Source organism: Malonomonas rubra DSM 5091 (assembly GCF_900142125.1).
GTDB classification, from domain to species: domain Bacteria; phylum Desulfobacterota; class Desulfuromonadia; order Desulfuromonadales; family Geopsychrobacteraceae; genus Malonomonas; species Malonomonas rubra.
This window is the reverse complement of the sequence record NZ_FQZT01000016.1, coordinates 37,201-57,018: the sequence shown is the minus strand read 5'-3', so window position 1 is coordinate 57,018 and position 19,818 is coordinate 37,201. Positions and strand designations below refer to the sequence as shown.

General features: G+C 47.2%; 27 protein-coding genes. 11 read left to right on the top strand and 16 right to left on the bottom strand.

Annotated elements, in window-relative coordinates; genetic code table 11:
• The first annotated feature begins 37 nt into the window (after positions 1-37).
• Positions 38-541 (top strand): hypothetical protein, encoded by a 504-nt coding sequence (locus BUB13_RS15845; RefSeq protein ID WP_072909743.1) that lies wholly within the window; start codon positions 38-40, stop codon positions 539-541.
• A 140-nt stretch (positions 542-681) separates the two neighbouring features.
• On the opposite strand, the gene BUB13_RS15840 is transcribed toward BUB13_RS15845, so the two are convergent.
• Positions 682-951 (bottom strand): SHOCT domain-containing protein, encoded by a 270-nt coding sequence (locus BUB13_RS15840; protein ID WP_084092208.1) that lies wholly within the window; start codon positions 949-951, stop codon positions 682-684.
• Positions 952-1,221: 270 nt separating this feature from the next.
• Here BUB13_RS15840 and BUB13_RS15835 point away from each other — a divergent pair, with 270 nt between their 5' ends.
• From BUB13_RS15835 to BUB13_RS15815, 5 genes are all read left to right on the top strand, one after another.
• Positions 1,222-1,971 carry a nuclease-related domain-containing protein gene (locus BUB13_RS15835; RefSeq protein ID WP_072909742.1) on the top strand — a complete coding sequence of 250 codons (750 nt, stop codon included), beginning with the start codon at positions 1,222-1,224 and terminating at the stop codon, positions 1,969-1,971.
• A 120-nt stretch (positions 1,972-2,091) separates the two neighbouring features.
• Positions 2,092-2,661, top strand: coding sequence for a hypothetical protein (locus BUB13_RS15830; protein WP_072909741.1), 570 nt, complete (start codon positions 2,092-2,094; stop codon positions 2,659-2,661).
• A 129-nt stretch (positions 2,662-2,790) separates the two neighbouring features.
• Positions 2,791-3,168: a hypothetical protein gene (locus tag BUB13_RS15825; protein WP_072909740.1), complete on the top strand. Its 378-nt coding sequence runs from the start codon at positions 2,791-2,793 to the stop codon at positions 3,166-3,168.
• Between the two features lie 88 nt (positions 3,169-3,256).
• On the top strand, positions 3,257-3,916 hold the full coding sequence (locus tag BUB13_RS15820; RefSeq protein WP_072909739.1) for a hypothetical protein: 660 nt from the start codon (positions 3,257-3,259) through the stop codon (positions 3,914-3,916).
• Positions 3,917-4,056: 140 nt separating this feature from the next.
• Positions 4,057-4,458 (top strand): hypothetical protein, encoded by a 402-nt coding sequence (locus BUB13_RS15815; RefSeq protein ID WP_072909738.1) that lies wholly within the window; start codon positions 4,057-4,059, stop codon positions 4,456-4,458.
• A 118-nt stretch (positions 4,459-4,576) separates the two neighbouring features.
• On the opposite strand, the gene BUB13_RS15810 is transcribed toward BUB13_RS15815, so the two are convergent.
• The 4 genes from BUB13_RS15810 to BUB13_RS15795 form a co-directional block, all read right to left on the bottom strand.
• Positions 4,577-4,831: a Txe/YoeB family addiction module toxin gene (locus BUB13_RS15810; RefSeq protein WP_072909737.1), complete on the bottom strand. Its 255-nt coding sequence runs from the start codon at positions 4,829-4,831 to the stop codon at positions 4,577-4,579.
• Positions 4,828-5,079, bottom strand: coding sequence for a YoeB-YefM toxin-antitoxin system antitoxin YefM (gene yefM / locus BUB13_RS15805; protein WP_072909736.1), 252 nt, complete (start codon positions 5,077-5,079; stop codon positions 4,828-4,830). Before yefM ends, BUB13_RS15810 begins: the two co-directional genes overlap by 4 nt.
• Before the next feature lie 173 nt (positions 5,080-5,252).
• The gene (locus BUB13_RS15800; RefSeq protein ID WP_072909735.1) at positions 5,253-5,522 is read right to left on the bottom strand and encodes a Txe/YoeB family addiction module toxin; all 270 of its coding nucleotides are present in this window, start codon (positions 5,520-5,522) and stop codon (positions 5,253-5,255) included.
• On the bottom strand, positions 5,503-5,775 hold the full coding sequence (locus BUB13_RS15795; protein ID WP_072909734.1) for a type II toxin-antitoxin system Phd/YefM family antitoxin: 273 nt from the start codon (positions 5,773-5,775) through the stop codon (positions 5,503-5,505). Before BUB13_RS15795 ends, BUB13_RS15800 begins: the two co-directional genes overlap by 20 nt.
• Before the next feature lie 191 nt (positions 5,776-5,966).
• Here BUB13_RS15795 and BUB13_RS15790 point away from each other — a divergent pair, with 191 nt between their 5' ends.
• From BUB13_RS15790 to BUB13_RS15780, 3 genes are all read left to right on the top strand, one after another.
• Positions 5,967-6,485, top strand: a complete 519-nt coding sequence (locus BUB13_RS15790) for an SH3 domain-containing protein (RefSeq protein ID WP_072909733.1) — start codon at positions 5,967-5,969, stop codon at positions 6,483-6,485.
• A 98-nt stretch (positions 6,486-6,583) separates the two neighbouring features.
• A complete protein-coding gene (locus BUB13_RS15785) occupies positions 6,584-6,916 on the top strand; it encodes a hypothetical protein (protein ID WP_161947661.1) in 333 nt (110 codons plus the stop codon).
• Between the two features lie 19 nt (positions 6,917-6,935).
• A complete protein-coding gene (locus BUB13_RS15780; protein WP_072909731.1) occupies positions 6,936-7,406 on the top strand; it encodes a DUF3124 domain-containing protein in 471 nt (156 codons plus the stop codon).
• Positions 7,407-7,505: 99 nt separating this feature from the next.
• On the opposite strand, the gene BUB13_RS15775 is transcribed toward BUB13_RS15780, so the two are convergent.
• From BUB13_RS15775 to crcB, 6 genes are read right to left on the bottom strand one after another with little or no spacing between them, the layout of a single operon-like run.
• Positions 7,506-8,099 (bottom strand): MlaC/ttg2D family ABC transporter substrate-binding protein, encoded by a 594-nt coding sequence (locus tag BUB13_RS15775; RefSeq protein WP_072909730.1) that lies wholly within the window; start codon positions 8,097-8,099, stop codon positions 7,506-7,508.
• Between the two features lie 2 nt (positions 8,100-8,101).
• Positions 8,102-9,010: an MlaA family lipoprotein gene (locus BUB13_RS15770; RefSeq protein WP_072909729.1), complete on the bottom strand. Its 909-nt coding sequence runs from the start codon at positions 9,008-9,010 to the stop codon at positions 8,102-8,104.
• 21 nt (positions 9,011-9,031) lie between these two features.
• On the bottom strand, positions 9,032-9,646 hold the full coding sequence (gene mnmM, locus BUB13_RS15765) for a tRNA 5-(aminomethyl)-2-thiouridylate-methyltransferase MnmM (RefSeq protein WP_072909728.1): 615 nt from the start codon (positions 9,644-9,646) through the stop codon (positions 9,032-9,034).
• Complete coding sequence (locus tag BUB13_RS15760) at positions 9,643-10,086, bottom strand: tellurite resistance TerB family protein (protein ID WP_072909727.1); 444 nt, start codon at positions 10,084-10,086, stop codon at positions 9,643-9,645. The genes mnmM and BUB13_RS15760 overlap by 4 nt, the downstream gene beginning before the upstream one ends.
• A 17-nt stretch (positions 10,087-10,103) precedes the next feature.
• A complete protein-coding gene (locus BUB13_RS15755) occupies positions 10,104-10,436 on the bottom strand; it encodes a DUF190 domain-containing protein (RefSeq protein ID WP_072909726.1) in 333 nt (110 codons plus the stop codon).
• Between the two features lie 9 nt (positions 10,437-10,445).
• Positions 10,446-10,817, bottom strand: coding sequence for a fluoride efflux transporter CrcB (gene crcB / locus BUB13_RS15750; RefSeq protein WP_072909746.1), 372 nt, complete (start codon positions 10,815-10,817; stop codon positions 10,446-10,448).
• 211 nt (positions 10,818-11,028) lie between these two features.
• Between crcB and BUB13_RS15745 the strand changes: the two genes are divergently transcribed.
• Together BUB13_RS15745 and BUB13_RS15740 are read left to right on the top strand one after the other, a co-directional pair.
• A complete protein-coding gene (locus BUB13_RS15745) occupies positions 11,029-11,778 on the top strand; it encodes an outer membrane protein assembly factor BamD (RefSeq protein ID WP_072909725.1) in 750 nt (249 codons plus the stop codon).
• Between the two features lie 356 nt (positions 11,779-12,134).
• Positions 12,135-13,721 (top strand): acetyl-CoA hydrolase/transferase C-terminal domain-containing protein, encoded by a 1,587-nt coding sequence (locus BUB13_RS15740; RefSeq protein WP_072909724.1) that lies wholly within the window; start codon positions 12,135-12,137, stop codon positions 13,719-13,721.
• 256 nt (positions 13,722-13,977) lie between these two features.
• On the opposite strand, the gene BUB13_RS15735 is transcribed toward BUB13_RS15740, so the two are convergent.
• The 5 genes from BUB13_RS15735 to BUB13_RS19295 are packed head-to-tail and all read right to left on the bottom strand — an operon-like array spanning position 13,978 to position 19,729.
• Positions 13,978-17,613, bottom strand: coding sequence for a DUF6701 domain-containing protein (locus BUB13_RS15735; RefSeq protein ID WP_084092201.1), 3,636 nt, complete (start codon positions 17,611-17,613; stop codon positions 13,978-13,980).
• Positions 17,610-18,008 (bottom strand): pilus assembly PilX family protein, encoded by a 399-nt coding sequence (locus BUB13_RS15730; protein ID WP_072909722.1) that lies wholly within the window; start codon positions 18,006-18,008, stop codon positions 17,610-17,612. Before BUB13_RS15730 ends, BUB13_RS15735 begins: the two co-directional genes overlap by 4 nt.
• A complete protein-coding gene (locus tag BUB13_RS15725; RefSeq protein ID WP_072909745.1) occupies positions 18,005-18,814 on the bottom strand; it encodes a type II secretion system protein in 810 nt (269 codons plus the stop codon). The genes BUB13_RS15730 and BUB13_RS15725 overlap by 4 nt, the downstream gene beginning before the upstream one ends.
• A gap of 7 nt (positions 18,815-18,821) precedes the next feature.
• On the bottom strand, positions 18,822-19,298 hold the full coding sequence (locus tag BUB13_RS15720; protein WP_072909721.1) for a type IV pilus modification PilV family protein: 477 nt from the start codon (positions 19,296-19,298) through the stop codon (positions 18,822-18,824).
• A complete protein-coding gene (locus tag BUB13_RS19295; RefSeq protein WP_072909720.1) occupies positions 19,295-19,729 on the bottom strand; it encodes a GspH/FimT family pseudopilin in 435 nt (144 codons plus the stop codon). Before BUB13_RS19295 ends, BUB13_RS15720 begins: the two co-directional genes overlap by 4 nt.
• Between the last annotated feature and the right edge of the window lie 89 nt (positions 19,730-19,818).

The following is a 19,818-nucleotide window of genomic DNA, read 5'->3' as shown; positions in this document are numbered from 1 at the left end:
TCGCCGCCGGTTATCATGAACCGTTAGGGCAATCAATATGAGCAACGAATTTATATTTGGTACTCAAATAGCCTCAATAATTGTTTTCGTTTTAACTCTATTTGGGATCTATCGATCCCTCGTATCGCAAAAAGATAGCGTAATCGAGCTTCTTCGAGAACAATCGAGGCAACAAGAAAACAAGATCCTAGAATTGCAGAACCAATCACCAGATGTGTTATCAAGGCAATTGTCTGAACGAGTCGAAATAGCCCTTAAAGAAATTGAGCGTCTAAGCCTTGATGGCGGTAATCACAAGAAAGAAATATTTAAAAAAGAAAAAGAACTTAAAGAAACAAGAGCGCAAGTGTATGCACTTGCTGAGCTGATTGAAGATTCTGCGCTTGTATGTCCACAATGCAATGCCCCACTAAGTACAAGGTCATTTGAGGGGCTTTATGGCCCTAACGGTGAAGGTGAAGCTGAAATTTCCTATTATGACTGCGGTTTAACCATCGCAGACGGTAGCGAAATGTCGCCCTGTAAAGGAAAAAAGCCCTAACAAACTAATCAACCGGACGGAAAATACGTCTGTGCTAAATTGAAAAGCAAAATCTATAATTGCGGTGGTTGGCAAGCAGTTCGTCGCCGCCGGTTATCATGAACCGTTAGCAGGCAAGAATAAAAAAAGGAGTGGTGGCACTAACCGTTCAGATCTTTTTTCCTCTGGAGAAATTCTTCCTGATCAATTTCTCCAGAGGCGTACCGCTTTTCAAGAATAGAAATTGGCGAATCGGGGTGTTCCATATTTATGTTATTGGCTTTATTCGCCGAAATGATGCTCTGAGCAATTTTGTACAGCAGAAAAAGAATAATGCCCCAAAACAAAAGAGGCATAAAACCACCAAAATGAAACCCAGAAAAAAAGCCGTTGGGTCCACAGAACCAGCTACCGAATGAATTCATATGCATTGGACCTACTCCTTTTGTCTTGGTTAAATGGGGTGCGAAAGTGACAATTCCGATACATGCAATATACAACAGAAAAAAACTTCAAAATGTTAACTGTTGCGAAGCTTGCGTAAAGTTTTGTAAAGCGCGGCACTGAAAAGCCTGCTAACAAACTAATCAACCGGTCGGAAAATGGCAGCCGACTTTTCTGAAAAGCAAAACCAAATTGCGGTGGTGGCCGAATCTTCACGTCGCCGCCGGTTATCATGAACCGTTAGGTGACTGAAAAACATGAATTACATTTCAATCATCATACTTCTACTTTTGGCCATAGCTGTAATCATCATCAAATCCCCTTGGTTTAAGGGAATGGTGGGTGAAGCAACGGTCAAGTATTCGGCCAAATCTCTACTGCCAGAAAATATTTACCACCCGATTCATAATGTCACCTTGCCAACCCTGGATGGCACAACACAAATAGACCATATTTTCGTTTCACAATTTGGCATTTTCGTTGTTGAAACTAAAAACATGAAAGGTTGGATTTTCGGCGGGGAGAAACAAAAGCAGTGGACACAAACGATTTATAAAAAAACTTACAAGTTTCAAAACCCACTGCATCAAAACTACAAGCACGTAAAAGCATTGGAAGCCGCACTTAATATATCTTCGGAAATCATACATTCAGTTGTCGTTTTCGCCGGAGACTGTACTTTCAAAACCCCAATGCCTGCCAATGTATTTAATGGCGGTGGCTACTGTAAATACATCAAATCCTTCAACGAACCGGTTCTTTCTGACGCAGAAGTAAATAAGGTAATTTCACAAATCCAATCAGGTCGGCTTGCCCCATCTCGCGAAACGAATCGGAACCATGTGCAACAACTAAAAGCTCGGTCAAACCCAAACAGTGAACAAATATGCCCAAAATGCGGAAGCAGTATGGTTTTACGGACAGCAAAAAAAGGGGCAAAAGCAGGCAACAAATTCTGGGGCTGCTCAGAATATCCAAAATGTAGAATGGTGAAAAAGGTCACCTAACAAACTAATCAACCGGACGGAAAATGCTTCTGCAAAATTTTGTAAACTTAGGTGGCACTCGAAAACTTTCTTCGCCGCCGGTTATCATGAACCGTTATACGCCAAGAAATGGAGGGGATCTTGGCAAACAAAGCTTTCTACCAAAATTTCATTCAAGCGGTCACAGCTATTGACTGGTGCATAGCCAATCGGTTGCAAATGCCAGCTTTAATGCTCATCTACTCAGGCATTGATTCTTTCAGCTGGGCTGCATCAATGGACAAAAGCAATAATGGCCGTACACGATTCATTTCGTGGGTTGAAAAATATATGCTTCCGGAAAAAAAGCTCCCGTGTACCGCAGAAGACATTTATTCTGCTCGTTGTGCGATCCTCCACACAATGACAAGCGAATCAAATTTAAGCAAAGCAGGAAAAGCACAAAGAGTTGCTTATTGTTGGGGTGCAGCCACTCACGAAGAGCTACATGCCGCCCTACAAAAAACTGGTGAGAAAAACATTATCGCTCTACACATCGAAGACCTACATCAAGCATTTCGTTTAGGAATGGCTAAATTTGTGGAAGAATCGGAAACCAATGAAGAGCTAAAAAAAGCACTTCAAGAAAGTGCAGAAAAACATTTTTATTCAATGGAAGACGAAACCGTAGACAATTTTTTGAACCGGCTCGGTATCCGAATGGGCGTATAACAAACTAATCAACGCGGACGGAAAATGCGTCTGCTTTTGGCCAAAAAACAAAATCTAAATTGCGGTGGTGGCCTAAGCTTCACGTCGCCGCCGGTTATCATGAACCGTTAGATGCCAAAAGAGGAATAAATGCAAAACCTGAAAAAACCAATAAAAATCATAATTGGCTTACTCACCGCATGGCCAATTATTTATTTCATATTTTTCATGTTTGCAATGTTCTCCGTTTCAGATGAATCAAAAGGAAATATTCTCCACAACAACTTTGACACTTTTTTCAATCTACATTTAATTACAATCCTTATGGGCTGGGCGCTTATTGGTTTTTATATTTGGTTTCTTTTTAAAAGTGACCGAGTACCACAAGAAAAAAAATCATTATGGGGCATCGTTTTATTCATGGGGAATGTGCTCGCTTTCCCATTTTTCTTTTTCATCTATGTCTGGCCAGAAAAGGCATCTAACAAAGCAATCAACCGGACGGAAAATACGTCTGTGCAAAATTGAAAAGCAAAATCTAAAATTGCGGTGGTTGGCAAGCAGTTCGTCGCCGCCGGTTATCATGAACCGTTAGGCAATCAAAAAGGCCAACTACATGAGAAGAGTTGTCAAACAGAAGCATTGCTTAACTACCCTTGAAGATGACCTTCTTGGGTCTTTCCATAGGCAATTCGCAGAAAATCAAAATCATCACCAGAAATTACTTATTCAAGTAGTATCTTCTCTTGCAATAGTAATAACAGGATATGCAATCGTATATTCCAACATCTCCAGTGAATCAGAATTATTCAATGTAATCATTGGCAAAGTTAGCGGTCAAAAGGTTTACAGCATAATCCACCTGCTACTTTCATACCTTGCTGCTCAATCAATCTTGTGTCTTTTAGGTTTAATAAATATAAATATAGGATATGGCTTCAGAAGAGATCAAAATGTTAATTTTAAAATAAGAAAGTCAAATCTAAATTCAAGATATAAAGATATTTTCGGAGACGACCATTTTGACCCAAGATTCAAACCACTAAAAGAATATTTACCTAATTTTAATTATATAGTTTATCGTGTAATTATTACAATTCAGCTATTGTTTCTATCAAGCATAATCCTATCATTTATAGCTTTTGAAAACTTTTCACTTTTTAAGGACTTCGGTGCCGCAGAAGCAGGAATGATAATATTTCTAAGCATTCCAATTCTTTTGCACTCTTTTGACTTTGAAAAAGTTCACAAGAAATACATTGAGAAAATAATATAAAAAGCACAGACAAAGCCTAACAAACCAATCAACGCGGACGGTAAATACGTCTGTGCTAAACGAAAAAGCAAAATCTAAAATTGCGGTGGTGGGTGAAGCTTCGCGTCGCCGCCGGTTATCATGAACCGTTAGGATTAACAATGGAAGAAAAAGAATTAAAAGTTTATGAGCACGCAAGCAATTGGTTGCGTATGGCAAATACTCTAGCTTGGACATTATCAGGAATATTTATTCCACTATCTCTTGGTTGTTTTGCACTTGCAATTAAAAATCATGAATATGTTTGGTTCTTTGCAGTTGGATCTATAATATTTTATTCAGTTTGGGCTTACATAATTTATTACTATAGTCTTCCTACAAAATGTTCAAGAGAAGCATTGATAGCTCTTGAGGAAAAGTGGGGCATTGAAAAAAATTTATGTTTCTATAAGAATCAAGGTTTTTTGTACAAACAGGCCCATGGTTTACTTACAGTCCAAATACTTGTTTTTATAATCATATTGACGGGATGGGCACTATTGATATTCAAAATATCATCCTAACAACATAATCAACCGGACAGAAAACACAAGCTGCTAATCCAAAAAGCAAAATCTAAAATTACGGTGGTTGGCAAGCAGCACGTCGCCGCCGGTTATCATGAACCGTTATGTGCAAAAATTAGTAGTGGTAGCGAATTTGAGCAAAAAGAATGGAATCTTCCGTGACTTTATAAACGATTCGATGCTCGTCATTGATTCGTCGGGACCAATATCCGGACAGGCCATGTTTCAAGGGTTCGGGTTTCCCGATTCCGGAAAAAGGTGAACGCTGAATATCCTGTATCAAAGCGTTCACCCGCTTGAGGATTTTCTTATCAGTCTTTATCCAATACTGGTAATCATCCCAAGCATTTTCAGAAAATATGAGCTTCACAGAGAAAGCTCCCGCTCAGTGCCGTCGCCAGATTCCAGCTGAGCAATAGACTCTAAAAGCCGTCGAGCATTTTTCGGACTTCTCAGCAAATATGCGGTCTCTTCAAGGGCCTGGTAATCTTCAAGAGACATCATTACAACCGAACTCTCGTTACGACGCGTAATAATGACAGGATCATGGTCTTCACAGACCTTTTCCATTGTTTTTGCTAAGTTACTTCTTGCGTTAGTGTACGAAATAGCCTCCATGTGCTGACCTCCTTTCGGTACATGTACAAATTACTGTACCACAAAAAGAAGCACATAACAAACTAATCAACGCGGGCGAAAAATACGTCTGTGCAGAATGGAAAAGCAAAACCTAAAATTGCGGTGGTGGCAGAACCTTCGAGTCGCCGCCGGTTATCACAAACCTTTAGGGCTCAAAATTGTTCGTAATGCCCGCCAATGGCGAAAATGTAGATGTAGTTGTCGTCAAATTTATAAACGACACGATCTTTTTGGCTCAGTCTGCGTGACCAAAAGCCGGTAAGATTGTGGCGAAGCGCTTCGGGCTTTCCCGTGCCAGTTGTCGGGTCCCCCCGAAGCATTTCTTTCAAAATTGAACAAAGTGCTTTATGCAAGCGCTTGTCTTTTGTTCTAAGCTCTTCATAGGTAGCCCATGTGCTACCTTCAAACACCAAGGATCTCATCCATTTCTCCATCCGTTGGTGTATAACCGGAACGCTCTACATGCGTACGAGCAGATTCGGAAATTTGCTTCATCAAACTGGAATTTTGGAGAACGTAAAGGGTTTCCTGGTCACGTTCCCAATCTTCCGCGCTAATAACAATAAAGTCGCCCCCGCTACGGCGGGTCACTTTAATCGGCTCATGCTCATTGGCTGCTTGTTCGACATAATTTTTCATGTTTGAACGAAACTGGTTTACGCTAACAGTTTCCATAGGGCACCTCCTATTATGTACTGCCTTTCGGTACACAATAACACGCCCTAATAAACTAAATCAACCGGACGAAAAATACGTCTGTGCTAAATTGAAAAACAAAATCTAAAATTGTGGTGGTCGGCAGGCAGTTCGTCGCCACCCGCTTATCGTGAACCGTTAAAGCTCAATTATATATTTGGGGGACAGTGGTGAAATTAGGCTTTGGCAAAGCAATAGGAATAATAGCCTCAATTACTTCTATAGTTGGTTTTGCTTTTGTTGTATATGACAAAACTCAAATCGATCCCAATAGAGAGCAGCTGAACAGACTCACCAAATTAATCGAAACCCAGGAGGAGCAGCTTAAAGTTCAAAGAGAACTGGTGAGTCTTGCCAAAAGAAACAATTTCCTAACTCAATCTTCAGCCCCCAAAACTGATCAAAACGATACAAAAAAATCGGCTGAATGCCAAATAGAGTCATCTCATAAAATTATCGTAGCCTCAATCAATGTCCGTGAAGATGCCCCGACCCTCAATAGTTTTGCACCTAAAATAGACTCTATATCTGAAGGGGAAAAATTTGAAATTATACGTTCAAAAAGTGCTGGTATTTTCGGATTCGGGACAGTCTGGTATGAAATTAAATATTGTAAAAACAATGAGCCTCATACAGGCTGGATTTCAAGTAAATTAGAAAATGGATCAAACACGACAAAAAAACTTTAACAAACCAATCACCCCTTCAGAAAATGCGTTTGTGTTAAATTTAACAAACAGGCTAGGAAATGAATTTAGATCTAAATTTTGACAGCAAAAGAAACCTTATGCGGCAAATTCTGCATGGCGCCTGCAGCATCCCTGATCTCGCGTCAATTTTTAAAGAAATGAGAAAGTTCAACATCAAGCCTGATTTAAGAATTTATACAGATATTACCGATGCCGATCTCAAAGGCGCAAATTACAATTCTGTTTCTCTTCTTGAAAAACACCTTGATGAATTTATTGATCACTACCTGCCAGTACGCAAAGCAATTGTTGTTGAGTCGTTATTAGAATTTGGGATTGCTCGAATGTATCAAACCCTCGCCGAGAAAGATGGTTTTGAAGTTCAGGTATTTAAATGCTCCGACGAAGCATACCGGTGGTTAGAGAATTAAAACGACAAAGGATCTAAAAATGAAAAAGCTCGCCGCGCTAATTTCTCTTGTGTTGATGTTCGCAGCTCCTGCTTTTTCGGCAGAAGAAATAAGTCTATCTTCCGGGCAAACCGTTTATGTCGCTATTTATTCACACGTTTTTACCGGCCCCAAAGAGCACCCGTTCAACCTGGCGGCAATGCTAAGTATCAGAAATACCGACCTGCATAACCCGATAACGATTCTCTCAGCAGAATATTTTGATAATAGTGGCCACTCTTTGAAGGAATATGCCCCCAAACCAATAGCTCTTGCTCCCCTTGCATCTCATCACTTTTCCATAAAAGAAAGTGACGAAGCAGGTGGCTTCGGAGCGAACTTCATTGTCAGGTGGGCGGCCTCCAAAGCAATCAATGCACCTATCATTGAAAGCGTAATGATCGGGGCTCGATCAGGCCAGGGAATCTCGTTTGTCAGCCAGGGGAAGGTTATCGCTGAAAACACGAACTGAAAGCCGGCGAACAAAGCAGTTAACCGGACGAAGGAATTTCTAACAAAAAAGCCGCCCCGAGCACGGGGCGGCATATATTTTCCTAAAAGCTAGATCTTGTTATTCTCCTGCAGTCCCCTGCATGGCAATCACCTTCTGTTCCATCAAAGCAAACAGGCCTTCGTAACCCTCTTTACGGATGATCTCGCCATAACTTGCACGATAGTTGCGAATCAGGCTGACGCCTTCGATGATAACATCGAAAACCTGCCAACGCTCATTGACATAAATCATCTTGTATTGCACGGGAATAGACATTTCCCCGGTGACGATTTTTGTGTCGATAATGGCCTTATCACCTTTGACTCGCTGCTTCAGGTATTGTACTTCGCCATCGGTGTAGTCTCCGATCCGGTTCAGATAGGTCCCTTCCAGAACTTTGACGAACAATTCAGAGAAACGCTGGCGCTGTTCATTCGTCGCACCCTGCCAGTGTGCACCGAGGGTCCGTTGCGACATGGAAGAAACATTGAGGAACTCCTGAACCTTGCCGCTTACCTGGGCCTTTTTCTCTTCCAGCGAAAGCTTTTCCTGCTGCAGGACATCAAGAACAGAGCTGACCATCATCTCAACCTCGGCTTGCGGTTGAGGAATCGCCAAGGCCATGGGGGCAAACAGCAACAACAAACTAAAAGCGAATAGAACTTTCTTCATCATTAATTTCCTAGCCACTTGAATGGATTAAAGTCTTCATCCCAGAAATCATCTTCGAACGTGAGTATATCATAGAGATTGTAATCAACCTTGCCAATTTGCGCTGTTCGACGCTGGGCATAGGCGGCGCGGACAAACAGGTAGGGGTCGAGGGAGTCGCGTACGATGCCTTCATAGGTGTCCCGATCCAGTGACAAACTGTTCACAACGCGAAAGGATTTCACCCCGTAGTATTCCAAAGTGGTGATATTCGCATAGCGGATCGGATCTGCGAAGGTATCGACCAGGCTGCCAACGGCATCACGAGCGCTGGAAGGGCCAATAACCGGCAGCACCAGGTAAAAGCCATGCCCCGTGCCATAATAACCGAGGGTCTGGCCAAAATCTTCATCATCCACTTTTTCAACGCCGGCCAGCTTTGCGGCCGGATCGAACAGGCCGCCAAGTCCAACCGTACTGTTGACGATAAAACGATAGAGCTCAGTCGCCAGCGACTTAAACTTGAACTGCATCACGTCGTTCGCTGCACGAACCGGAGTAGCAACATTGTAAAAGGCATTGCCGACGGCTATCCTCGCCGACTGAGGAAGAATCAGACGATAGCCTCTGGCTACTGGCTTCATCAGGTAAAAGTAGAGCTTGTCATTAAACCAGAAAAAGCCTCGGTTCAGTGGCTCCAGAGGATCGCTGATAAGGATCTCTTCCACATCGCCAGCATCGTCGAATTCATTATCAAAATCATCCGCGAAGTCCGCATCGAACTGATCGTTGATCTGCCCCGCCGGAATAACTTGTGTTTTCACTCCACCTTTGTCAGCAGCCCAGAGACTGCTCACGGTCAGGCTCAGAACCAGAAGCACCGCAGCCAGAACCCGCACCGCCCCTGTTTTTTTGTCGTTTTTTCGTAGCATCATCCCTCCACTCATACTCAACTATTTCCGCTCGCGTTTTTCTGCGACCAGCAGGTATGGTGCATCGGGGCGATTCAGCACCCGCAACTGCAACACCTGAAAATTCACTTCATCCAGCTCGGAAAAAAATCGATCGACCGCCCTTCCCTCTTCTTCACCACCGGGATGGCCGGTATAAACAACCACAGCCAAACGACCGCCAGGTGCCAGCACCTCGACAGATTGTGACAGCGCCTGCAACGTTGTCTTCGGCAAAGTCGTAATGCTTTTATCGCCACTGGGGAAATAGCCCAGGTTGGCAACAATCGCCTGCGGAGCCCCCGGCAAATAAGTGGCCAGATCCTGATGTCCAGCGGCGATCAGATCAACCCCGGCTTGCGCCACCAAGACGCCTGAGCCTTCAGCCCACTGTCGAACCGGGGCCTGCTGCTCCTGTAAGCGCAGGCAAGTCGAGGTCAGCGCCTCCTGCTGGATATCAAAAGCGATCACCTGCCCGGATGGCCCAACCTGCCGCCACAACATTAGCGTATCATAACCATTTCCGGCGGTCAGGTCGACCGCTAATTGACCATTGCTAATTTTTTCTGCGAGCAGCTCATGCCCCCAGCCGACAATACGGGTCAGATGTTTGCTCACCCCTTGCTGACCCGCAATTTCGCATCGATCAACTGACGATGCGACAGGCCAATCAGGGTGCCGAGCTGGCGCATGAGCGCCTCCTCGAAGTGATCGAGGCGACCATCGGCATACACCAGCTGCCAGACAGCCTCGATGATCTGCTCTTTTTCCGGCTGGCTATAGGCTTTATTGATATCACGGGTAAACTGATGCAGGTCACTGCTATCGCTACGGGTTTCTTCGGCTAATTCGAGGAGTTCGGCCAGCAGCTCGTCAGCGACATTGAAATGCTCTTTCAGCAGTTGGCCGATCAGCGCTTCTTCTTCGACATGGTAATCGCCATCGGCATGTGCGACTTCCAGCAGCAGCACAGCAGCAGCCAGTGGAATCCGGTCGAATTGCGTTCTCGCTTCCCGCTCTGTGGCAGGGGCAAATACCTTCAGTAAGTGTTTGATCATTTAAAATCTATCTTTCTTTATTTGGAGTAACGGATAACGCGCGCCTTCTCCAAGGTAATCATCCCACCCTGAAGCATGTCATCAAGTTGTGGCAGGATCGCTTCGATTTTCTCTTCATTATCAACGACTTCAATCACCAAAGGCAAATCCTGTGACAACCGCAGCAGGCCGTCCGTATGCAGCACCGAGGCAGCACCAAACCCGGCGACACCGCGCAGAACCGTCGCTCCGGCAAAGCCCTCGCGGCGGAACAATTCAACCAGAACCTTATGTAGCGGGCGATTCTCCCAGCGATCCGACTCACCGATGAAAATTCTCATCAGCACCTGCTCACCATCCAAACGTCCCATAAATCCCCCTTAGAGCTGCCTCGCCAACCAGACACCGAGCAGGGCAAACACCAAGCAGAGGGCGACATTCAGCAGAATGTTTGCGCCAGCCTGCCAGATACTGCCCTCTTCTATCAGCTTGATCGTCTCGTAGGAAAAAGTGGAAAAAGTCGTGAAGCCCCCCATGAAGCCGACACTCAGACCAACCCGCAACTCGGCAGACAGCAAAGTCGAGCGCAGGCCGAAAGTCGCCAGAAACCCAAGCAGGAAAGAGCCTGCGACATTGACCAGCAACGTGCCGTACGGCAAACCACGACCAGCCAACTGATAAGTCCAGCCGGACATCAGAAAACGACTGATACAACCGAGGCCGCCGAAGATGCCAATATAGATCAATTGCATGTAAATACCCAATTGCAGCAACAGGAAAATCAATAAGCGCTCTATTATCGTGGAGCCGCCTTATACTGTCAATCGGATGCAGGATTTCGTTCCCTGCCACCCTTTTCCCACAGCCAAATCTGCACGAACGCCAACAGCCAACAAGAGTGATTGACAAAACTCGAGAGATTCCGTAGCTTCTTGTCATCCAACACTGACAAAGGAATTCTTAATGTCTCATAAATATCTGTTTCTGATTGCTTTTACCCTCTTTATTGCGGCCTGCAGCAGCCCCAAGAACGCTGACGACAATACTGCTGAAAAATATTTTCAGAAAGGTGAAGAAGCGTACGAATCAGGCCTCTACGAAGATGCGATCGGCCATTGGGAAAAAGTGCGCGACACCTACTACTCTCCTGCTCTGAACATGTTGGCCGAGCTGAAAATTGCTGAAAGCTATTACCAGGCCGAGCGCTATGAAGAGGCGGCAACCGCTTACGAAGATTTTTTAAAACAGCATCCCAATGACAATCGGCTGGATGATGTTTTGTACCGTCTGGGTTTAAGCCATTACCAGCAAATACTGTCCGCTGACCGCGACCAGACCAGCACCAGGAACGCCATGCGGTCATTTGAAGAATTGCTGCGCCGCTATCCTGAGTATCCACAAGCAGAAGAAGCTGAGATGCTGATTCAGCGCTGCCGTAACCGTTTGGCCGAGCATGAAGTTTACGTTGGCAACTTTTACCTGAAAAGAAAGAGCTATCAAGCCGCTATCAAAAGGTTTGAGAGCACATTACAGGAATACCCCAACTACTATTACCAAGATGAAATTTTGTTTTATTTGGGCAAAGCCTACCTGAAAGCTAATCAGAAGGAAAAATCGGAACAAATTTTCAATCAGTTGGCTGAGCAATTCCCAGGCAGCGAATACCAATTGAAAGCCATGGAACTTCTCGCCGAAGAAAACCAAGACAGCTAAATTCTCTCCTGCTCTAACAGAGATAAAAACAGCCGCCGAAGCAAATTGCACGGCGGCTGTTTTTTGTCGACAGTATGCAAAACCACAGCCCCTACCAGAAGTGATAATTACATCTTCATAATTATCTTTTCCCTTGACTTGAATTGTATACACATTATATAAAAACGCTGTTCTTTTAGTGCTATTGCCCGGTCTGCCACGTGGTTTTTTCCGGCCCTGCCTGAAGCCCCCCGGCGGATCTAGAATTCTTTCAACACAACTATTTACGTAGTCGCCATCTCGATTCATCGCTGTTTAGCAGCACTTTTAAACAGGTGCCGATGGCACCAATTATCCTAATTATAGGAGGAGAGAGAATGTCCGAATTCGGAACACTTGAAAGTCGAGTACGTCGCAAGTCACTGCTCAGCAAGGTCTGCAAAGCTGAGGACACCATCCAGTACTTCCAGGCTGGTCAGAACCTGCTCTGGTCCGGTTTCACCCCGGCCGGTTACCCGAAAGAAGTGCCTATCGCTCTGGCTGATCACGTAGAAGCCAACAACCTGCAGGGCAAGATGAAGTTCAACCTGTTCATCGGCGCTTCCGTCGGTGCGGAAACTGAAGACCGCTGGGCAACTCTGGACATGATCGACCGCCGCTGGCCTTACCAGACCGGTAAGAACATCGCCAAAGGCATCAATGCCGGTCGTATCCGCATGGGTGACAAGCACCTCGGCCTGTTCGCTCAGGACGCCGGCTATGGCTTCTACACCGAGAACGGTCGCTACGACATCGGTATCGTCGAAGTCTCCGCTATCACCGAAGACTGCGGTCTGGCCCTGACCACCTCCTGTGGTATCGTCGCCGAAGCCTTGAATCTGTGCGACAAGATCATCATCGAGGTTAACACCGGGCAGCCCTCTTTCGAAGGCATGCACGACATCGCCATGCAGCAAAAGCCGCCGCATCGTGCTCCGTTCCTGATCACCGAAGCTCACACCCGCATCGGTACTCCGTACGTCCCTTGTGACCCGGACAAGATCATCGCCGTGGTCGAGTCGAAGCGTCGTGACAAAGGTCGCGCTTTCGCCGACATGGACGACACCTCCGAAGCCATCGCAGGCCACATCATGGAGTTCTTCAGCCATGAGATCAAGATGGGTCGTCTGCCGGAGAACCTGCTGCCGCTGCAGTCGGGTGTTGGTTCCATCGCGAATGCCGTTGTCGGCGGTCTGGCCAAGGGTCCTTTCCATGACCTTTCAGTTTACACCGAGGTCCTGCAGGACACCATGCTCGACTTCTTTGACGGTGGCAACCTGAACTACGCCTCTGCATGTTCGCTGTCTCTGTCAGAAGATCCGGGTTTCCCGCGCTTCTTTGACAACTGGGAAAAATACTTCGACAAGATCGTTCTGCGTCCGCTGTCGATCTCGAACGCACCTGAGCCGATCCGTCGTCTCGGTTGTATCGCCATGAACACCCCGGTCGAATTCGACATCTACGCACACGCCAACTCAACTCTGGTCGGTGGTACCCGGATGATCAACGGCCTCGGCGGTTCCGGTGACTTCCTGCGTAACGGTTACATCAAGATGATGCACAGCCCGTCGGTTCGCCCGAGCAAGACCGATCCATTGGGTATCACCTGCGTCGTGCCGAAGGCTCCGCACATCGACCACACTGAGCACGACCTCGACGTGCTGGTCACCGAGCAGGGCTTGGCCGACTTGCGTGGCGTTGCTCCAAAGGAGCGTGCTAAGCTCATCATCGAGAAGTGTGCTCACCCAGAGTACAAGCCAATCCTCGAAGACTACTTCGAAATGGCTGCAAAAGACTGCCTCGAGCGTGGCGTTGGTCACGAGCCGCAGCTGTTCGACCGTGCCTTCAAGATGCAGCAGAACCTGGCCGAAAACGGCACCATGCGCATCAAGAACTGGGACATCAAAATCGATCTCTGCGAATAAGCAAAGAGTTAAAGATTGCAATAAAATGGCCCCGCCGGTTTTCCGGCGGGGCTTTCTTTTTGCGGATAAATTTAAGGCAAAAAGCAAAGCGACTTTGCGCCTTTGCCACACAACTTCTGGGCGAGCGTCAAACGCGCTGAAGTGCTGAAGCGACAAGGCGCTATGAAGAACTAGACTGCAGGCGTAGCTGCGCTCTTAGAAAAGAGGGAATCGAAGATCGACGCAGTAGATGCGCTGCAGCTGGCGCTCGCTCACGCTACCAGATCGACTCACGCATATAAATCATTTGCTGATTCCCACCAAAGATACCAAAGGTTGCTTTACCGCTCGGGTTATCGACACTTCCGTCTCCGTCCCAATCGTACTGTAGCCAAGGCATATTGGCCCCCGCCGCAGTCAGGTCAAATGTTAAAATGACACTCCCATCATTCCCGGCGCCCGGGGCACTTAATATAAGGTCGGGACCGTATCCGGCAGCAAGCGTCCCGCTCCCAGATACGGATGTATCACCAGCGGACAGGCTTCCCTGATATGGGCCAAGGGCCAGATTTCCCGAATTGTACGTGCTGCAGTTGTCGAGGTCATTCAGGGTAAAGGCAGAGCCGTCGTAATATTCCGACTGAAGTGGGACCGCTAAAGAAAGGGTTTCTGGACCATAAGCATTCTGTAGAAGAAGACGACCGTAGCGCAATTCCGTACCACTGATGGAGCTGATGCTATAACTGTCGCAGCTTCCATCAGAATCAGGGTCGTAACAGACATCATCTGCATCTGTCAGGTCCGCCGCGCTGAAATCAAGAGAGACGTCGGCATCAAAAGGAGCTTCGGGGCTGATCGGTTTACTGTAGGTCAGACCATCTCCGGAAATATCGACGACACCAACACCATCGCTGTCACCTGTTCCGCTCCAGGCCACGGTACCAGCAACAGAATGCGATAAAATTGATGCTGTTGCTGCAACATTGTTGCTATAACTTCGACTCAGAAGAAGAGACGTCATTTTCCAGTAATCATCGCCATAATTGAGGGTCACACCTCCCGCCCTGTTTAATGCGGTCAGTGTTAGTTGAGGCTCTGTCAGAAAACCAAAGCTTTGCTCCAGATATGTAAAACCATTACAGGCCGCTGCAAAGGAAGGGCTGTTTGCCATAACATTGAAACGCGCGGGGATAAATCTGCCAAAGCCGGTATTCCCTTGAACAAATGGGATCGCCGGGCTACCAAATGAGCAACCATACATTCCAGCGCTCAAAGTATTGGAAAAATCGGACGTGCACTCGTTTTTCACAGCATCAACCTGAGTAAAGCTGTCGTCATACACGGCATGTAACCCGAGACCAAAGTGACCGACTTCTGAGTATCTGAAATCAGATCCGGTTGCAATCCCGGTTGCAGCACTTGCGGGAGAGAATGCTCCGGACAGGCTCCCTGCGTGTGGTGTCCCACTGACCAGTGCAGCATCCAATAATGGAGTACCGTCATAGCCGGGCAACGCTGTTGCCGCCAAAGTAAATGGATCGCCAGCGATGATCGTAGGAGAGCCACCTAAATCAGTGTTATTTGCATCTGAAGAGGAAACAGCTAAGGATTGTGGGCGTATGGCGAAGTTATCTGAGGAGCAGGCCGGCAATGATGAACCGACAATCATACGGACTCTCACATTTGGTGCTGCGTTTGGATAGTCAAATGCAACCGTCATCCGACCATTATCAGGATTTTTAAATTCAACATCTGTCGCAGAAATTAAACCTGGACCACTTGGACAAGAAACACCTGACGCATCGACAAGGTCAACCACAACGGTTCCCTTATATTTCGTATCTAGTGTCGTCGGGTCATCCAGCGCGAGAATATCGATCGAAAAGGGAACACCAGAAAGTTTTGTATAAATAGGTGTCAACGGAGAAGCCGCGGACTCTACTGCATCGAAGTCACAGGAAGCAAGTTCGAAATTAAGGGTACAACTTTCAGTCCCAGATGCAAAACAACGGGTCGGAGCTGAAGGGACCGGAGAAACGCTTGTTGTTCCGAGAGTCACATTGCCATCAGTCCCAATGCTCAACTGCCGGGTTGTGATACCTCCGGAGAAAGTAAAACTTCCCCCATCCAACCACCCATCTGGTGACAGGTTAACTGTCACCGAGCCTGGATAAAGCGCCGTGCAATCTTCATCCAGGCAAGCTTTGACAACGACCGTTTCCGGTGCACAAACCGACGCATGACCATCATGTTCAATGCGGATATGGTCAAAAGCACCAGAACATGATCGCCCAAAGTTCATATCAATCAACACCTGGGACTGATTCAAGACAAAATCGTATAATTTGACCTCATCGATCATGCCCCGAAAATTCCTCTCCGTCATCACGGCGCAGTTCGATGTATTGACATCGCCACCGATATGAACCTGGCAGTCATTGGTTCTCAGGGTCCCTTGCCAGTTATTCGTATTCGCATCCTGAACGCCATTGATATAAATTTTCTGGCTGCGCCCTTCGGGTGTTGAATCGAGGGTAATAGCAACATGAGTCCACTTGTTCAAAGGAATCGTCGCTGCCGAAGTCAAAGTTGACGCCTGCCACCACCAGAAAAGTTTACCGGAGCTGTTCAGATGAAACTCGTAATTGACATCGTTCGAAAGAATCGAATACAGCCCGCTACCCGGGTACGCTGTTGGATAGATCCAGGCGGTTGCCGATAGATGCGTCGTATAATCGAACAGGGGACTGTCGGCAACTTCAATGACAGAGTTGCCATCAAAAGGTGCGGCATTGCAAAAACTGCCTATGACGCTCGAGTGTTGAGAGTCTATAGAAGGGTCCGGATCGACCGGCGCTGCTGCACTACTGGTGCTATTCAACTGCCCGTGTAGCGATGTCCCGCCACTATCCAAGACCTCTCCTGAAGAGCCGGACCAAGAGCCAACCGGTTCATCCATCCGAAAATGAGTAACCGCGTTCCCTAACCGCAGGATTGTTCCTTTGGCGAGGTTATTCAGGATAATTGCGTTTTCGGAAACGACGTCGGTTAACACCAGGTAGAAATATGAGCTATTTGTTGCCGTAGGCAGGGTAATAATCGAAACCTCAACAGACGTTTCACCTGCGGGGATAGTCACAGTACCACTCTCTTGCCAATAATCATTACCGGCAATTGCTGTACCGTTTAGGGTTTCATACGCAATGACAATATCTGAATCGTAAGGTGCGCTCAACTCGAGTGTAAACTGCATTGATGTGCCTGCAGCAGCGGTCACATCGGAAACTGAGATATCAGGGCTGTCCACCGGGGCTTGGTCGTTCGTGTCATTTTCAGTTTCGCTACCGGAATTTCCTGCGCCGCTTGAATCCCAGTCGCCGACCCCATCCGGCTGGCGTTGAATATTAAAATTGTTGCCCCCACCGTAGCTGGTATCATAAGGGTAGCTGCACCCGGATGAGCCAATGATGCTGTAGCCATCAACCGACAGGTAATCGACGGCATGCCCACTACCGTCGTAGAGGACTATTTCCATCCCGTGACCATTGCCATCATTCAGATCAAGATAATCCCATTGGATAACATCCTGATCGATTACCAGCCAGTTCCCCTGCAAAACTCCTGCAGACAAAGGGATTCCGTTTCGACAACTGTTACCGCTCTCAGCAGAGCAGATACTCAATGTCCAGTCGTTCCAAAGAGCAGGAGCCGCTGATAAGATGCTGTTAGACAACGCTTTTATTTCGACAAAATAAGGCCCAGCATTGGCACTTTGGTTATGGACATTAACCTCGTTGATCGTCGCCAACCCAATATAGGGAGAGCAAGCTGCGTGGGCAACGGGAGAAAAAGGGGAAACACAACCCAGCAGCGCAAAGCCAATAAGAGCATTTCTCAAAAATGAGCCAATCATGGAAAGCCAACTTTCATTTCAAGTCGCCGGGAGACATAATCAGGGCTGCCATAACTTCCAAAGGTTGCCGTGGACTTTATTGTGTAAACATCGTAAGGACCACTCCCCTCGTTAAAAGACTGGCTGGAACAATCGACCGAAATACTGAATCCACCTATGGCAAAACTACTTCCGGTACTGCAACTCCCTATGCTCGCTCTCGACGCTCCCCAGTCAAGGCCGCTTCGAGCGGCCTGGTAAGCACGCGCTCCCTGAAGAGCAAAAATACTGGTTGAACTCTGAATTCCGCTCAACCTCATCATTGCAACCCCGAGCACAGCAAGAACAACGAGAATGAAAACAGCTTGAACCAACGTGAAACCTGATTCGTTTTTCAGAACGGAAAAATTTTTCATGGCACGTTCACCACATGAATCTGATGCAACAGGGTGATTGTCTCCCCCGCTTCACTCAGTGACAACTGCAATGTCACCAGCCCTGCTCTCTGGCTCGCCCCCGGATCATAGCTGAACAGGCATGAACTGACTCCATCGGTCACAAGGTCGGGGTTGGAGAGCGTAGCGGTTGGCTGAACAGCGCTGATCGCATAGCCGTCATAACGATTCAAGGCTCCCCCTTCACAGGCATAGCTGACCGGCTGATCGACAATGAAGAAACGTTGCTGAGGAGAGATATGAGCAAACTGAAACCCTGGAGATAGGACAATACTATTCTGATCACTGCCTGCCGCAATCGCTGCCCTGTTGTCAGCTGTCGCCGCATAGGCATTACTGCTTGCTCCCGCCGGAGCAACATTATAAATCACCAACTGGTCACCCGTCACAGGTGGTTGACTAAGTGAGCCGAGAACATCAAATCTTGTGTCATCCAAGCCAAAATTGAGGATATCACTGCCTCCACCAGGATCCGGGTAACGTCGATAGCGCCCCCCGCCGACCGTGTTCAAAACTTCAAGATACTGCCCGGAGACATCGATCCGTATACTATTCGGCAAAGCGTGTCGAATATCGCGCTGCATCCTGCGCAGCGCCATCTCTGCCTGATCGACCAAACGCGTGCGCCGAGCTAAATCGACGTAACCGGTCACCGGCTTGACAATCAGCATGCCGCCCATAGCCGCAAGAATTCCAGCGATCACGATAACGACGATCAATTCGATCAGGGTGAAACCTCGATGATTTGAAATTAGCCGAGTCGTCAATTCAACCTCAGTAGTCAGCACGATAACCGGTCAGAGTAAAGTCCTCGCCGGCAGGGTCCGTTACTATGATATCGATCTGAAGTCCGGCAACCTGACTGCCTGCCGGTCCGTAGTTCAAAGAGCCAACCGTAACCGACACGCTATAACTGGCCAAGGTTGCAATCGCCGTCCCAGTCTGATTCCGGGCCCCTGAATCATTTAATCCATTATAGTCACAGACATTATCATATAAGGACCGGCTTGCCTCAGCCGCAGGGCAAAGGCTACCATCATCCGGATCACGGTAATTTTTCAGAGTAATCTCTTCCATATAAGCTTCAGCAATGGCAATAGCCTGGTGCCTAAGCACCGGGTCTGCCGAGTGCAGAGTGGTGTAATTCATCACCAGCAGAACGCCGCCAACCGCAATCGAAATGACAATCATCGCCACGATCAGCTCGATCAGGGTCACCCCCGATTGGTTATGCAAAACTCGTCTGCTCATGGCGCATCCACGTAGCCGGTTTCAGCAACGACCCTGATCGTTTCAGTGCCGCCGATAGTGAGAGTGACCGTCTCAGAGCTTCGCCCCATTGGGTCGAAGATGAAACTGGAATGACTGGACGTCATGCCGACGTCAACGCTGTTGCCACTGACCGGATGGCCACTGATATCAATGTAAGAGGTATCGCTGCAATCTGCAGCAGGCCGTTGCAACGCGAAGTTGTTCCCGGAGACAACAAACTGAACATTACAACCGCTGGCAACAGCAAGCTTCTGGGCATAACGAAGCGCACCCGCGACTTCATCATAAGAAGCGCGGGCGCGAAAAGTCTCGATATCGACAAAACGTGGAAGGGCAAAAGCTGCGAGAATCCCAAGCAGGATAATAATAACAACCAGCTCAACCAGAGTGAATCCCGCTTCCTGTTTCATCACTACAAATTTGTTCCTTGAAAAAATGAATGCTCCAACAAAAAGCGAAACCCAAAAATTTGGATTTCGCTTTTGGGGTCCTTTTAGTT